Source organism: Aestuariirhabdus litorea (assembly GCF_003864255.1).
GTDB lineage: Bacteria > Pseudomonadota > Gammaproteobacteria > Pseudomonadales > Aestuariirhabdaceae > Aestuariirhabdus > Aestuariirhabdus litorea.
Genome location: NZ_QWEZ01000001.1, coordinates 1,474,500 through 1,489,269 on the forward strand (window position 1 = coordinate 1,474,500; position 14,770 = coordinate 1,489,269).

The window sequence follows — 14,770 nt, forward strand, 5'->3', positions numbered from 1 at the left end:
TCCTAGCCCGCCTTGAGACAGGGTTCAGGATCGGCAGCATCCGTGGGCAAGCTGAACCAGCGCAGTGATTGGGCCGTTGCATCCAGCTCCACCGAGCAGTTATTGATCTGTACAGCCGCATCACGCATCAACGACTCCGCTTCCACCAGATAGCTGGACAGTGACTCCAGCGGCGACTGGGGAACCGGTTCGTAGTGCATATCGCCCCCCCGGTAACTGATCCCATCCAGCCGAACCGGGGCCTCCATCGCCTGCCCCTTATAGCTCCAGACCCCGCGCTGACCATCAAACTGATAGTGCCCCAGCAGTCGCCAGCCGTAGTCGGCCACCAGCTCCACCGCGCGCACCAGGTAGTCAAAGGTCTCTTCACCAATAAAGTAGTTAAAGTTGAGACGCACCCAACCCGGCTTCAGCACCTTATCGCCGCGAAGAATGGACTCCTCCAGCGCCCCACTGGTCTGCAGGTCCATGCCCAGCAACTCGTGCCCATAGGGACCGGCGCAAGAGCAGCCTCCGCGCACCTGAATACCAAAGAGATCATTCAGGAGGGCCGTCACAAAGCCGTGATGCAGCACCCGCTCCCCATGGCGTATCTGGAAAGAGAGGATACTGGTACGTGGTTTATGGAGATCCCCCAACACCTCAATAGCGGGATGCTGCGTCCAGCGCCCCAGCGCCCTGCTGACCCACTGATGCTCCAGTGCCTCGATAGTGTCGGCACCCACCGCATCCTTTAGTTGGAACACCAGCCCCGCACGAATAGACTCGACAATGGCAGGGGTGCCCCCCTCCTCCCGCCGCTCTCCCGCCGGCAGGTAGCTGTGGGATACCGGTGAAACCCAGGAGACGGTTCCGCCACCGGGCACACTGGGTACAGGGTTAGTGAGCAACGCACGATTCACCACCAGTACCCCCGGGGTACCCGGGCCACCGACAAACTTGTGTGGAGAGATAAAAAGCGCATCCTGGTGAGCGCCGGGCTCATCCCCCTGCATATTGATTCCAACATAGGGAGCCGCGGCCGCGTAATCCCAGCACGAAAGCGCGCCGTAGCGGTGCAGCAACTGGCTGATCGAACGGGTGTCCGTCAGCAGGCCAGTGACGTTGGAGCCGGCCGAAAAGCTCCCGAGCTTGAGGGGACGGGATTGGTAGCGTTCGAGGGCCTGCTGCAGCTGGATCAGGTCAATATCGCCGGCCTCATCGAGTCCGATCGTCACCAGATCCGCAATCGATTCCCGCCAGGGTAACTCATTGGAGTGGTGCTCGTAGGGGCCGATAAAGACCACCGGGCGCTGCGCCGGAGGTATCTGCTCGAGCAGGCGGTATCGATCCTCCAGGTTGGCCGGAAGGCGCAGATTCAAAATATCCACCAGTTTATGGATGGCCGCCGTTGCCCCGGAGCCACAGAAAATGACCAGGTCCTCCTCGGCCGCCTTCACCGAAGCCTTGATCAGCTTGCGCGCATCTTCCCGCAGGCGGGTGGTCTGCAAGCCGGTGGCGGAGGTTTCCGTGTGGGTATTGGCGTACCAGGGCAACACCTGGCTACGGATATAGTCTTCGATAAAACCCAGCGAACGACCCGAAGCTGTGTAATCGGCGTACACCAATGGGCGGACCCCAAAAGGGGTAGCCAGCGCCGCACCCTCACCAATAACCCCATCGCGAATACGTTTGATCAACTGCTCTTGTGACATCCTAAACCCCGTCGGTTTCTCAAGGCGGCAGGGCTCAACACGATCAGGTTGGTAACGGAAGCTCCGTACTGTACTTGATCTGTTCCATCGCAAAGTTGGAGGTCACATTAGTGAGACTGGTGGCTTCGATAAAGCGTTTGTAAAACCGGTCGTAGGCTGCAATATCCCCGACCACAACCCGCAACAGGTAATCGTACTCACCACTCATCCGGTAAAACTCCACCACCTCCGGGAAGGAGGCCACCACAGACGAAAACGACTGCAGCCATTTGGCGTTGTGCTCGCTGGTTTTCACCTGCACAAAAACCGAGACCCCAAGGTCCAGCTGGTGGGCATCGAGCAGCGCCACTTTGCGAAGCACCACCCCACTCTTTTCCAGCTTCTGTATGCGCCGCCAGCAGGGTGTTTTGGTGAGCCCTACACGCTCAGCCATCTCTTCAACAGAAAGACTAACATCGCTTTGCAAAATAGCAAGCAATCTCATATCTATCTCATCAAACATCATTTTATTCCCTTTAAATAATATATATTAGTATATTATACTCGACCCCAAAGCCCGGCAACGGCTTTTTAAAACCCGGTTTCACATCTCCGCTTTTACGGGAATCCTGTACCCATCACCCCCCCTGTGAGCGCCCTGCTTTTTCCAAAAAAAATCGGAAATTGCTTAAAACCCGACCCCGCGAACACAAAAAAAGGGGCCGAAGCCCCTTTTTTAGCCTGTGACCCGTATCAGGCCGGAACCGAGATCACCCCCGCTTCGGCCATCAGCGCCTCAATCTCTGGCAAGCTGGCCGGGTCATCAATGGTTGATGGGATCGCGTACTCCTCACCCGCCGCAATCTGCCGCAGGCTGCGACGCAGGATCTTGCCGGACCGCGTTTTCGGCAAGCGGCTAACCACCAGCGCCCGCTGGAAGCAGGCCAGGGGCCCGATCTCCTTGCGCACCATCTGCACCAGCTCTTTTTCCAGCTCGGCCGGATCCTGGTCAACGCCGTTTTTCAAGAGGATCAACCCCAGCGGCAGCTGCCCCTTCAGTGAGTCATTGATACCGATGACTGCACATTCGGCCACGGCAGGATGACCGGCAACCACCTCCTCCATCTCACCGGTAGAGAGACGGTGGCCGGCAACGTTGATCACGTCGTCCACCCGCCCCATGATGAACAGGTAGCCATCCTCATCCAGGTATCCGCCATCACCGGAGACGTAATAGCCCGGAAACTGCTCCAGATAACCGCTACGGAAGCGATCGATATCGCCCCACACCGTCGGCAGGCAGCTCGGGGGCAGGGGTTGCTTGATGGCCACAAAGCCCTGCTCGTTGGCACCCGCCGGCTCACCACTCTCATTGAGAATCTGGACGTTAAATCCAGGCACGGGAACGGTCGCCGACCCTGGTTTGACCGGCAGCAACTCTACCCCCGCCAGGTTACCCGCGATCGCCCAGCCGGTTTCCGTCTGCCACCAATGATCGATCACCGGCTTGCCGGTTTTCTCTACGGTCCATTCGTAGGTGGGCGGATCCAGGCGCTCACCCGCCATAAAGATGGTATCGAGTGCACTGAGGTCATACTGCTGAACCAGGGCACCCTCAGGATCCTCCTTCTTGATCGCACGGAAGGCCGTGGGCGCCGCAAACAGGGCGCGCACCTTGTACTCGCTGGCGACCCGCCAGAAGGCACCGGCGTCAGGGGTAAAGACAGGCTTACCCTCATAAAAGACGGTCGTGCAACCGCGAATCAGGGGAGCGTAGACAATATAGGAGTGCCCTACCACCCAGCCCACGTCGGAGGCCGCCCAGAAAACATCCCCGGCCTCCATGTTGTAGATCGCCTTCATGCTGTAGTGCATCGCGACTGCGTGGCCGCCGTTATCACGCACTACCCCCTTGGGCTTTCCGGTAGTGCCCGAGGTATAGAGAACATAGAGGGGATCAGTGGCCAGCACCGGAGTACAGCCTACCGCCTCGGCGGAGGCCAGCAGAGTCATCCAGTCGTGGTCGATACTGCCATCCAGCGCGGCTGGTGACTGCTCACGCTGGAACACTATGCTGGCGACGGGCTTGTGTTTGGCGATTGAGAGCGCCTCATCCAGCATCGGCTTGTAGTCAATGATGCGATTCACCTCAATTCCGCAAGAGGCACTGAGCACCACCTTGGGCTGGGCATCGTCGATCCTTACCGCCAGCTCATTGGGGGCAAAGCCGCCGAACACGACAGAGTGAATGGCACCGAGACGTGCACAGGCCAGCATCGCCATCGCCGCCTGGGGAATCATGGGCATATAGATGACGACCCGATCCCCGCGCCCAACCCCCTGCGAAGCCAGCATACCCGCAGTGCGGGACACCTCGTCAAGGAGCTCGTTGTAGCTGTATTTGCGCTTGCTACCGGTTACCGGAGAGTCATAGATAAGGGCTGTTTGCTCGCCGCGGCCGCTTTCGACATGATAATCAAGCGCCAGGTAAGCGGTGTTGAGCTCGCCATCGGCAAACCAGCGGTCGATCCCATTTTCATCCTTGGAGAGGATGGTTTGCGGTGCCTTGAACCAGCTGATCGCGTCCGCTTTCTCTTTCCAGAACCCCTGGGGATCTTCGATAGATCGGGCGTACTCCTGTTGGTAACTCATAGTGCTCCCTCGTCAGTATCTGCATCGTTGTTGTTATGATGGACGACCTTGAAACGGTGACCGTCGTTACATTGTCGACAATTATGCAGCCAAAGGGGCCATTTAGGGATACAACCTTAGTTGTACCCCCCTTATTTGTTAACAATCAGGGCATCTATTCCGTTTTGTCAGTGAGCCGCTTGCGAATCTTGCGCATTAACCACCAGACCCCGAGCACCACCGGCACCACACTGGCGGCGAGCAAAAGAGGGGTGTTAACCTCAAGCCCCAATGGTTTGGCCGCATCAAAGAGGTATTTAAGCAGCCCCACAAGATGGTAGCTGATTACTACTACCGAGAGACCCTCTACGGTCTCCTGCAGCCTTAGCTGCAGCTTTCCGCGCCGATTCATGGAGGCCAGCAGACGCTGATTCTGCTGCTCGATCGCCAGGTCGACCTGAGTACCCAGCAACTCACCGGCTCTAGCCAGGCGCTGGGACAGCTCTTCCAAGCGACTGGCTACCGCTTCGCAGGTATCCATCGCCGGAGTGAAACGGCGCGCAAAGAAGTGGCTGATCATCTGCAGGTGCTCGATCGGCTCCTCCTCGACATAATCCAGCCGCTGGTGCACCAGGGAAGAGTAGGCCTTGGAGGCCGCAAAGCGATAGCTGGTGTCAGAGCGGTACTGCTCTACCTCTGCGGCCAGAGCCGAGATCGATGCCAGCAGTTGACGGTCCCCGGCAGAGTCTGCCCCCTTGTCTGCCAGTCGCGCCGTAATCTTGGCCACCTCGGCGTCCAACACCGCCAGTCGGGGGCTGATTTTGCGCGCCAGGGGCAACGACAGCAGCGCCATCACCCGATAGCTCTCGATCTCAAGCATGCGCTGCAAGAGGCGCCCTGCTCGCTGGGGAGAGAGGCTGTAGTTGGCAATATAAAAGCGACCAAACCCACCGCGGTGCAACCTGAAGCTGGTGCACAGCATGGCGCGCCGACCAATGGCATAGGAGCCGATGGCCCGTTCGCCATCAAAGAGTTCCTCGGCCAAGGCGTCACCGTCAATCATCTCCTGCTCTTGCACTGCCTCAATAACGCCGTGCAAAGCGGTGACGACCTCACCCGCTATCGACTCCAGCCACTCCCTGGGCGCCACATCAATGGCCTTCTCATCCATCGCCTTGCCCCCTTTGAAGGGACGAATAAAGGTGTAGGCGGAAAACTCGGTGTGGCGCTCCCAGCGCAGGTGAAAATCGCCAAAATCGAGATAAAGTGCAGAGGCCTGCAGGTCGGGTTGGGGGAGCGCGTAGCGCAGGCAAAGGCGGGCGATATGCTCAACCTCCCGGCGCCCCCCTCCCTCGCCGGAGAGAATGGCCATATGACTGACCAGAGCCGGAGACTCCACCACCGGAAAGGGGCGTGCATGCAGCTCATTATACAGCTGCTCGCGCAGGGGGTGGACAGGAAGGCGAAATTCACCGAGGAAATGGGGGTCTACTGTCATGATCTCCACTCAGGTTACCAGGCTAGCGCGAGTGTACGCCCTGAGTCCTGCGACAGCAAACTCTGCCCCGGCCAATAAGTCGTGCCAGTCATGGAGAAGGTGAAAAGCACTCAATACTTTTAGCTGGATCAAGTTTACAGGCGGACAGATACCATATACTGGTCAAAACGGCGCGGGATGCGCCTACACCTGAAAGCGAGTGAAGAGGAACCAGCATGGCCATCTATAGCACGGAGCAGATTCGCAACGTCGTACTTACCGGGCACTCAGGCGCGGGCAAAACCAGCCTCACCGAGCAGCTTCTCTCCCACAGTGGCACCCTTGAGGTCGCAGGGGCGGTTGCCCGGGGGAACACGGTCAGCGATTTCAGCCCACAGGAGCGAGAATTCGGCCACTCCCTCGACCCCTCATTGTGCCACTTCCAGCACCAGGGTCATCAAATACACCTGCTTGACACCCCTGGCTTACCCGATTTCTCGGGTCGAAGCATCAGCGTTCTCAGTGCCGCCGATACCGCACTACTGGTGATCAACGCCACCACCGGCGTTGAAACCATGAGCGAAACCATGATGAGTGCGGCCAAAGAGCGCAACCTGTGTCGAGCCATTATCATCAACAAGATCGATGCCCCCGGGGTCAATTTCCCCGCTCTCCTGCAACAGGTCCGCGCCCACTTTGGCGATGAGTGTATGCCCCTGAACCTGCCTACCGAGGGGGGCGCCGAAGTGGTCGACTGCTTCTTCACTCCACAGTCGGGAAACACTGCGCTGGGGGAGGTGGAAGCGGCCCACGACGCACTGGTCGACCAGGTGGTGGAGGTTGATGAGCAACTCATGGAGCTCTACCTCGAGCAGGGTCAATCCCTCAGCCCGGAGCAACTGCACACCCCCTTTGAGAAAGCGTTGCGGGAAGGTCACCTGATCCCCATCTGTTTTGTCTCTGCCGAGAGCGGGGCCGGCATCGAGCAGCTGTTATCGGTCCTCACCGACCTGATGCCCAGCCCACTGGAGGGTAACCCTCCACTGTTCCTAAAGGGGGAAGGAAAGGAGGCGAAGCCGGTAACGGTGGCGCCGGACCCACAGCTGCACACCATCGCCCACGTTTTCAAGGTGCAGGTAGACCCCTACATGGGCAGAGTGGCTATGCTCCGGGTACACCAGGGGCAGCTAACGCCCAGTTCCCAACTTTTTATCGGGGACGCCCGCAAACCCTTCAAGGTGACTCACCTCTACCGAATCCAGGGAGGAAAGCACAGCGAGATCAACCGGGCCATACCCGGTGACCTCTGCGCCATCGCCAAGGTGGAGGATATCCACTTTGATGCCGTTCTCCATGACTCCCACGACGAGGATCACCACCACCTGCAGTCGGTCAATTTTGTTTCCCCCATGTACGGACTGGCCGTCACCCCGGTTCATCGGGGCGATGAGCAGAAGCTTTCTGAGGCGTTGCATAAACTCGAGGCTGAAGACCCCTCCCTCCGGGTTGAACACCGGGCCAGCCTCAATGAAACCGTGATCCTGGGTCAGGGCGAGCTGCACCTGAGTACGGTCATTCAGCGCATGTTGCAACAGTTCAATGTGGCCGTTCAGACCAGTCCACCCAGCATCGCTTACCGAGAAACCATCACCCAAGCCGCCCAGGGCCACTGCCGTCACAAGAAACAGAGCGGCGGGGCCGGCCAGTTCGGGGAGGTCTACCTGCGCGTAGAACCCCTCCCCCAGGGGAGTGGCTTTGAGTTTCACAGCGAGGTGGTGGGAGGTGCCATACCGGGCCAGTTTATCCCCGCCGTTGAAAAGGGGGTTCGGGAGGTGATCTCCCAGGGGGCCATCGCCGGCTTTCCCATGCAGGATATCAAGGTCGTGGTGTACGACGGAAAGCACCACTCCGTAGACTCCAAGGAGATCGCCTTTGTCGCCGCCGGGCGTAAAGCCTTCCTTGACGCTGTTGAAAAAGCGGGGGGCGTCATTCTTGAGCCGGTGGTAAGCCTCAAGATCCGGGTCCCTGAACACTGCATCGGTGACGTCACCGGCGACATTGCCGCCAAGCACGGGATGGTGATGGGCAGCACCAATCTGCCCGGTCACAAGGCGGAGATCAGTGCCCAGGCACCCATGCGCACCCTCTCCGACTACCCCTCCCGGGTCAAGTCGATGAGTGGGGGCGAAGGCAGTTTCAGCATGCATTTCAGCCACTACGACAGAGCCGAGAGCGAGCTGCAACGCTCTCTGGTCAAGGCGCACCAGAGCCGCTCAAACCCATGAGCCACGAGGATCTGCCGACAGCACCTGCCGGAATTTTGTCTGTGCAGATTCGCGCCAATATCGTTAGAATCACCCCTCATTCAAGCCCGCTTTAGACTTCATGCCTTCATATCGACCCCTGCTACTGTCACTGTTTTTGCTGCTGGGACCCCTGGTTTCCGGTGGCTTGCACGCTGATAGCATCGCCGTCGCCACCACCACGGTTAAGCCCTGGGGTTACCTTGACAATGAGGGCGCTCCGCAGGGGCTGTTAAGCCAGTTTATACGCGAGCTTGAGGATCACAGCGGGCTACCCATGAACAACACTCTTGAGCCCTACCCCAGGGTAATCCAGGAGATCAAAAGCGGTAAAGCGGACATTGCCGTGCTGCTCAAAAGTCCAGAGTCGGACAAGTTTGCCATTGACCTGGGCGAGGTCGTTAAAACCTCCACCATTTTTATTGCATTGGCCGGCACCCCCCCTATTGATACTCTCGATGCCTTGATCGGAAGCCGGGTTGGACACATTCGAGGATCGAAATACGGAACAGAATTTGATGATCACCCATCGATTCACCGGGTACCTGTCAGCGATGTCGCCCAGGGGTTGAGGATGTTACGCCAGGGACGTATCGAGGCCCTGGCCTCGACCGATTACTCTCTGTTTTACACGCTCAGGGAGCTCCATATCGATCCAGGGCTTTTAACACAACTGATATCGCTGAAATCGAATTCTGGCCACCTCTATCTCTCCCGCCGCTCTCCTAAGCAGGAACTCCGGGAACCGCTGCAGCAAGCACTCGAGCAGATGAGAAGCAACGGCGTTTTGCAGCGCCTGTTTGCCAAACCTTACCTCTCCGACAGTCTCTCCCCTGCCGAAGAAGACACGAGCAGTTTAACCAACACCGATAACCCCAAGGTGTCGGTGGCTCGATAGAGTCTCCCTATCTCCTCGATTGGAAGTTGCAATTAGTCCCGCAGGCTCTGGTCGCCCACAATAGCGACCATTGACCACCGACACACACCCATCGGAGAGAGACTATGCAAACCGTTACTATTTTTGGTCGTGAAGGCTGCGGATTCTGCCAACGAGCCAAGCAGCTGGCGGAAGACCGCCAACTTAACTTCAAGTACATCGATATTCATCAGGAGGGGATCAGCAAAGCGGACCTTGAGAAGACCATTGGCAAGCCGGTCGAGACCGTACCGCAGATCTTCATCGGCCGAGAGCACATTGGGGGATTTACCGAATTCAATGAGCTGATGCGCACCCAGGCTTAACCCGACCGCTTGCCGGTCTCGGGCCTGGAGAGGGTATACTGGATCCATCCCCCGCTGGAACCGGACCATGACCTCTCTGCCTCCCCCCCTGACGACTGCTCTCAAACAGACCGCCCCTCTTCTGCTGGCGCTGCTTATGGTAGCGCCCGCCGGTGGTGACGCGATTCTGGAGGGGGACCGGGCCATTCCCCAGCAAGCCAATGCGGGCATGGTGGTGACCAGCCACACCCTCGCCACACAAGCCGCACTTGAAGTGCTGGCTGATGATGGGAATGCCATCGACGCCGCTGTAACGGCAGGTTTTGTGCTGGCAGTGGTACAGCCCCGTTCAGGCAATATCGGCGGGGGTGGCTTTATGCTGATTGCCAACGACCCAACTCAACAGGTGGTCGCCATTGACTACCGTGAGACCGCCCCGGCCGCCGCCACCCGCACCATGTTTATTGATGCGCAGGGCGAGGTCGACACCGGCCTTAGCCGCTTTTCCCACCTTTCCGCCGGCGTTCCAGGCACCGTAGATGGCTTGCTACTGGCACTGGAGCGTTATGGATCAATAGACCGAAAGCGCGCGCTGGCCCCGGCAATCAAACTGGCCAGGGAGGGGTTTATCGTACCCCCCCGTTTTACCCAGGGGTTTGAACAATCGAGCAAACGGTTACTGAGTGATGACACCACAGCATCGCTATTTTATAAGAAGGATGGCACCGCCCATCAGCCCGGAGAACGTTTTACCCAGCCCCAGCTGGCCGCCACACTGACGCGCATTGCCGAACAGGGACGAGAGGGATTCTACGCCGGTGAAACCGCGCGCCTGATCAGCCAACAGATGAAACGCCAGGGCGGCTTGATCAGCGCCCAGGACCTGGCCAACTATCGCGCCAAGGTGAGGAAGCCGTTAAAGGGTCGATATCGCGGCTATGAGATCTACTCCATGCCCCCGCCCAGCTCCGGGGGGGTGCACATCATCCAGATGCTCGAACTGCTGGAGCCATACCCGATTGCCGAATTGGGGCACAACTCGGCGCGTACCATCCACCTGATGGCCGAGGCCATGAAGCTCGCCTACGCCGACCGCGCCACCCACCTTGGCGACAGCGACTTCGTTGCCGTGCCGGTCGAGGGGCTCCTCTCGAACACCTATATCGACCGGCGCCGCCAGCTGATCAATAGCGAGCGTGCCACCCCGTCCAGCACCATTCAGGAGGGTAACCCAGCCGCCTACGAAAGCGAGGAGACGACCCATTTCTCGGTGGCTGATCGATTTGGGAACCTGGTATCCAATACCTACACCCTCAATTTCAGCTACGGCTCGGGCATCTCCGTAGCGGGCGCCGGCTTTTTACTCAACAACCAGATGGATGACTTCAGTGCCAAGCCCGGCTCAGCCAATGCTTACGGCCTGACAGGGGCAGACAAAAACAGTATCGCTGCCAACAAGCGCATGCTGAGTTCCATGTCACCCACGATCGTGCGCCACAATAACCGCAACCTGATGGCCACCGGGACCCCCGGAGGGCCTCGCATTATCACCACTACCCTGCAAGTGATCATGAATGTGCTGGACCATGGAATGAACATCCAGGAAGCCGTCAACGCCCCCCGGGTTCACCACCAGTGGCTACCCGACAGTCTGCGGATCGAGTCTGGCATCAGTCCCGACACCCGAGCGCTGCTGACAAGCATGGGTTATCAACTCAGAACCGGCCCTGCCATGGGGGCCAGCCAAAGCATCTACATCGATGAGGCGGGTATCATGCAGGGGGCGGCGGATCCGAGGCGAGATACCTCATCGGCCATGGGACTTTGGCAACCACCCCGGCGGTAATAAGTCCGGCTTACAAGGCCTGCCCCCCCTGCCCCTGGGCAACCAGCCGTTCCCGCAACTGTGCCAGCCCGTGGCGAGCCAGTTGCCTTGCCAGCTTGCTATAGCCGGAATCAACCCTCAACGGGCCATGATCGGTACATTGCATCAGGTTTCTGAACGCCGGGGGAAGGTGACGTGCACGGGTTACCATCCCCCCTTGTGGATCTTCGGCCAGGTAATAGATGTGGCGGACCCCGCTCATCAGGATGCGAGACAAGCACATGGGACAAGGCTCAAGACTGCTCACCAGGCTCAGAGCACCCAGCTCCCGAGCCTTGAAGCGCCCCTCAACCACCGAACGCTCCCAGCAGTTTAGGAGCTGCATCTCGGCATGGGCAGCACTGTCCCAGTGGGGCTGAAACACCGCATTGGTAGCTTCCAGCAAAACCTCATCACCGCGGCACAGCAAGGCCGACACGCCATAATTGCCCTCCCGGCGCGCCTGGAGGGCCAGTTCGCACAGGCGCCGTGCCCAGCCATTTCGGTAGCCTGACTGCGACAAGCGAGCCAGCCGTGCATCAACGTCGGAGAGCTCCAGCTGGGCCTCAGGTTTAAAGAGGGAAAAACTAAACATTGGCACCCTGTGTAGATCAGAGCCAGAGGTGTTGGTATAACTGAGCCTCACTCACAGCACTGGATTATCCATGTATCTTCTGATTAAGCATAGCCATGTAACCCTGGCAGTACTGAGTATCACGTTTTTTGTGATCCGTGCATTTTGGTCGGTCCGGGGATCTCACCTACTTAACCAGCGTTGGGTCAAAGTAACCCCCCACCTGGTGGACAGCTTGCTGCTGGCCTGTGCTATCTACCTGATGATCTCCATCCACCAATACCCCTTTACCAACTCCTGGTTAACAGCCAAACTTCTCGCACTGCTGCTCTACATCGGCCTGGGAACCCTGGCGATAAAACGGGGCAGGACGGCAACTGTGCGCCTTCTCAGCGCGATCATGGCCGTACTGGTGTTTGGCTATATCCTGGGGGTTGCGATCAACCGGAGTCCCAGCGCCTGGTGGTAATCAGCGAATCACGTAAAGGAGGACCAGGGGAGCACAGCCCCCTGGTCGTTAGCACCGCCCGCGATTTAATACAGTGCGCCCGGGACAATGGCTCGAAAAACCAGGAAGACGACCAACAGCGACAGGAAGGACACCACCCACTTGTAAACCGTCGGATCCATGCCCGTGCGCTCCTCGATCCAGTTGCCTGTCGCGGCACTGAAGCGAGCAGCCATTACTACGGAAAGGGCGAAAAGCACCACCAATATCATCAGGTTCATTCTTAGAACTCCATCTCTACAACTGTGTAAAAGTGTACCCCGGCTCCACCGGGATACTATGACCTGCATCAACCCAACTCTCAACTGCCCTCAACCTGACTCGACGTCATTGTTCAGGAGCTAGCGCGACTGCCCCCACAGGCTGGCACTACAGCAGGCGGATTGGGATTATCGGCAATATTGAGTAGAATACGCCTCCGTTAAACCGCCCATCATCGACTATTCGAAGGCCCCTCTATGTTAACCTGGCTCCAATCCCGCCGAGTACGCTACCTTGCCGGCGTCTGTTTTATGTTTTGGCTACTCATGGCCACACTGCGTGTTACTTTCCTGCTGGGTTTTTCCGAAGTGGGTGACACGGTACAGGCGTCCATCGCGGACCTGGCCAAGGTGCTTTATATCGGTTTCAAGTTTGACCTGCGGCTGGCGCTTATTCTCACCTTGCCCCTGATTCTGCTGGCCTACCTCCCCTGGGTTAACCTCGCCCGTCTATCCCTTGTACGTAAACTCGCCTTCGGTTACCTGCTACTGGCAGTGTCCGGCCTGGTGGTCTTCTATGTGTTTGATTTTGGCCACTATGCCTATCTTGGGGTTCGCATCAACAGCACGGCCCTGCGCTTTCTCGAGGACTTTGCGATCTCCCGGGATATGGTGTGGGAAAGCTATCCGGTGGTGTGGATCACAGTCGCCGTATTAGCCACCATCGCAGCCTTTATGTATGGCTATTCACGACTGGTCCACTCAACCCTGCTGCAAGACCCGCCATCCATTCGCATCCCCGCCCGCATTGGCGGAGGGGTAGTGATCTTTTTCGCGGTGCTTCTGGGCCTGCTCGGCCGCTGGCCCGGTAACATCGAGAACCCGGTCCCGCTGCGCTGGAGCGACGCCTTTTTCAGCGGCAGCACCCCCATCTCCTCTCTTGGACTGAACCCCGTACTCTACTTCTTTGTCTCCTCGGAGTACTCAGAGTCCCCTTACGAGCTTGAGGAGGTTAAACGCTACTACCCCGCCATCAGTCAGTACCTGGGGGTTGAGCAACCCGATAGCGAGCGCCTGAATTATGTCCGCCAGTTTCCGGCATCGGAGCACAGTGTCAGTGACAAAGGCCGTAAACCCAATGTGGTGCTGATCATGCTGGAGTCGCTGGGAGCGAGCCGGCTGGGCGTCTACAACAACCCACTGACCCCCTCCCCTAACCTGGATCACATTGCGCGTAACGGCTGGTTTATGCCCAATTTCTACGTGCCTGTTTCCGGTACGGCGCGCACGGTCTTTGCCAGCCTCACCGGCCTGCCCGACGTCACCCGAGTCAATACCGCCAGCCGCAATACGCTGATTACCGAACAGCTGATGATCATCAATGAGTTCAAGGACTACCAAAAGCACTATCTGATTGGTGGCAGCCTGGGCTGGGCCAACATGAGTGCCGTCATCAACCACAACATACCCGACATCCATATCTCCGAGGAGGGCTCCTTCAGCTCGCCCAACGTGGATGTCTGGGGTATCTCCGATCTGGACCTGTTCAAGGAGTCCGATAAGGTCTTCCGCCAACTGCCGGATGAACAGCCCTTCCTGGCCATTATCCAGACCGCCGGTAACCACCGCCCCTTCACTATTCCCGATAACAACGATGACTTTGTCGTCGACAACAGCCACAGCGATGAGGCCCTTAGCAAGGCCGGCTTCCGCAGCGCTGCCCAGTACAATGCGGTTCGCCTGCTGGATTACAACATCGGTCGCTTTATGGAAATGGCCAAAGAGAGTGGCTACTTCGATAACACCATCTTCGTCTTCTACGGTGATCACAACAACCGAATCACCGAAACCCCACACATGAAGCCCTTTTACGAGGCGCTGGATCTGGACGGCCTCCACGTGCCCCACATGATTTACGCCCCCAAGCTGCTCCAGCCCCGGGTCATTGAGGGGGCGGTCAGCCTGGTGGATGTGTTCCCCACACTGGCGGGACTGGTCGGTATCCCCTACCGCAACACCACCCTCGGACGTGACATCAATCGGCCGGCACCCGAGGGGGAGCGGGTGGTTTACACCCAGACCTCCCACAAGACAACACCGGTGATTGGCGCCATCACCAAGGACTATATGCTACGCATCGATTACAACAACGATGTCATCAAGTTGCACGACCTCAACTCCGACACACCGGCGGAGGATGTGAGTGGGCAGCACCCGGAAAAGGCAGAGAAACTGACCCAGCTGGCCAAGGGATTCTATGAAACCACCCGCTACCTGCTGCACCACAACAATGAACGCAGCCTGGCCCAGTAAAACAGC

The 14,770-nt window shown here is 58.3% G+C and carries 12 protein-coding genes; 6 read left to right on the forward strand and 6 right to left on the reverse strand.

Translation table 11 applies throughout. The features are described 5' to 3' along the window. Window positions 1-2: 2 nt before the first annotated feature. The 4 genes from D0544_RS06890 to D0544_RS06905 form a co-directional block, all read right to left on the reverse strand. Window positions 3-1,694, reverse strand: a complete 1,692-nt coding sequence (locus D0544_RS06890; protein ID WP_125015242.1) for an aminotransferase class V-fold PLP-dependent enzyme — start codon at window positions 1,692-1,694, stop codon at window positions 3-5. Window positions 1,695-1,737: 43 nt separating this feature from the next. Continuing rightward, window positions 1,738-2,178, reverse strand: a complete 441-nt coding sequence (locus D0544_RS06895) for an Lrp/AsnC family transcriptional regulator (RefSeq protein WP_424220780.1) — start codon at window positions 2,176-2,178, stop codon at window positions 1,738-1,740. A gap of 248 nt (window positions 2,179-2,426) precedes the next feature. Next, window positions 2,427-4,325, reverse strand: coding sequence for a propionyl-CoA synthetase (locus tag D0544_RS06900; RefSeq protein ID WP_125015244.1), 1,899 nt, complete (start codon window positions 4,323-4,325; stop codon window positions 2,427-2,429). Between the two features lie 154 nt (window positions 4,326-4,479). After that, window positions 4,480-5,802 carry a DUF3422 family protein gene (locus tag D0544_RS06905; RefSeq protein WP_125015245.1) on the reverse strand — a complete coding sequence of 441 codons (1,323 nt, stop codon included), beginning with the start codon at window positions 5,800-5,802 and terminating at the stop codon, window positions 4,480-4,482. 215 nt (window positions 5,803-6,017) lie between these two features. On the opposite strand from D0544_RS06905, the gene fusA reads away from it, so the two are divergent. The 4 genes from fusA (at window position 6,018) to ggt (ending at window position 11,151) form a co-directional block, all read left to right on the forward strand. After that, entirely contained in the window at window positions 6,018-8,066 is a 2,049-nt protein-coding gene (gene fusA, locus D0544_RS06910; RefSeq protein ID WP_125015246.1) for an elongation factor G, read from the forward strand. 100 nt (window positions 8,067-8,166) lie between these two features. Next, window positions 8,167-8,982: a substrate-binding periplasmic protein gene (locus D0544_RS06915; protein ID WP_125015247.1), complete on the forward strand. Its 816-nt coding sequence runs from the start codon at window positions 8,167-8,169 to the stop codon at window positions 8,980-8,982. A 104-nt stretch (window positions 8,983-9,086) separates the two neighbouring features. Beyond that, window positions 9,087-9,326, forward strand: coding sequence for a GrxA family glutaredoxin (locus D0544_RS06920; RefSeq protein WP_125015248.1), 240 nt, complete (start codon window positions 9,087-9,089; stop codon window positions 9,324-9,326). A 67-nt stretch (window positions 9,327-9,393) separates the two neighbouring features. Then, window positions 9,394-11,151: a gamma-glutamyltransferase gene (gene ggt / locus D0544_RS06925; RefSeq protein WP_125015249.1), complete on the forward strand. Its 1,758-nt coding sequence runs from the start codon at window positions 9,394-9,396 to the stop codon at window positions 11,149-11,151. Window positions 11,152-11,161: 10 nt separating this feature from the next. Here the strand turns inward: ggt and D0544_RS06930 are convergent, their stop codons facing one another. Beyond that, window positions 11,162-11,764, reverse strand: coding sequence for a nucleoside deaminase (locus D0544_RS06930; RefSeq protein ID WP_125015250.1), 603 nt, complete (start codon window positions 11,762-11,764; stop codon window positions 11,162-11,164). A 70-nt stretch (window positions 11,765-11,834) separates the two neighbouring features. Between D0544_RS06930 and D0544_RS06935 the strand changes: the two genes are divergently transcribed. Then, window positions 11,835-12,212: a SirB2 family protein gene (locus D0544_RS06935; RefSeq protein ID WP_125015251.1), complete on the forward strand. Its 378-nt coding sequence runs from the start codon at window positions 11,835-11,837 to the stop codon at window positions 12,210-12,212. 65 nt (window positions 12,213-12,277) lie between these two features. Here D0544_RS06935 and D0544_RS06940 read toward each other — a convergent pair whose 3' ends face one another. Further along, window positions 12,278-12,472: a hypothetical protein gene (locus D0544_RS06940; protein WP_125015252.1), complete on the reverse strand. Its 195-nt coding sequence runs from the start codon at window positions 12,470-12,472 to the stop codon at window positions 12,278-12,280. Between the two features lie 291 nt (window positions 12,473-12,763). Between D0544_RS06940 and D0544_RS06945 the strand changes: the two genes are divergently transcribed. Then, the gene (locus D0544_RS06945) at window positions 12,764-14,764 is read left to right on the forward strand and encodes an LTA synthase family protein (RefSeq protein ID WP_243647258.1); all 2,001 of its coding nucleotides are present in this window, start codon (window positions 12,764-12,766) and stop codon (window positions 14,762-14,764) included. The last annotated feature ends 6 nt before the right edge of the window (window positions 14,765-14,770 follow it).

Bases quoted from the DNA above. Each gene is read 5' to 3' on its own strand.
- D0544_RS06940 (WP_125015252.1), bottom strand. From the start codon at position 12,472: ATGAACCTGATGATATTGGTGGTGCTTTTCGCCCTTTCCGTAGTAATG.
- D0544_RS06920 (WP_125015248.1), top strand. From the start codon at position 9,087: ATGCAAACCGTTACTATTTTTGGTCGTGAAGGCTGCGGATTCTGCCAA.
- D0544_RS06905 (WP_125015245.1), bottom strand. From the start codon at position 5,802: ATGACAGTAGACCCCCATTTCCTCGGTGAATTTCGCCTTCCTGTCCAC.
- D0544_RS06895 (WP_424220780.1), bottom strand. From the start codon at position 2,178: ATGAGATTGCTTGCTATTTTGCAAAGCGATGTTAGTCTTTCTGTTGAA.
- D0544_RS06900 (WP_125015244.1), bottom strand. From the start codon at position 4,325: ATGAGTTACCAACAGGAGTACGCCCGATCTATCGAAGATCCCCAGGGG.
- ggt (WP_125015249.1), top strand. From the start codon at position 9,394: ATGACCTCTCTGCCTCCCCCCCTGACGACTGCTCTCAAACAGACCGCC.
- D0544_RS06930 (WP_125015250.1), bottom strand. From the start codon at position 11,764: ATGTTTAGTTTTTCCCTCTTTAAACCTGAGGCCCAGCTGGAGCTCTCC.
- D0544_RS06890 (WP_125015242.1), bottom strand. From the start codon at position 1,694: ATGTCACAAGAGCAGTTGATCAAACGTATTCGCGATGGGGTTATTGGT.
- D0544_RS06945 (WP_243647258.1), top strand. From the start codon at position 12,764: ATGTTTTGGCTACTCATGGCCACACTGCGTGTTACTTTCCTGCTGGGT.
- D0544_RS06915 (WP_125015247.1), top strand. From the start codon at position 8,167: ATGCCTTCATATCGACCCCTGCTACTGTCACTGTTTTTGCTGCTGGGA.
- fusA (WP_125015246.1), top strand. From the start codon at position 6,018: ATGGCCATCTATAGCACGGAGCAGATTCGCAACGTCGTACTTACCGGG.
- D0544_RS06935 (WP_125015251.1), top strand. From the start codon at position 11,835: ATGTATCTTCTGATTAAGCATAGCCATGTAACCCTGGCAGTACTGAGT.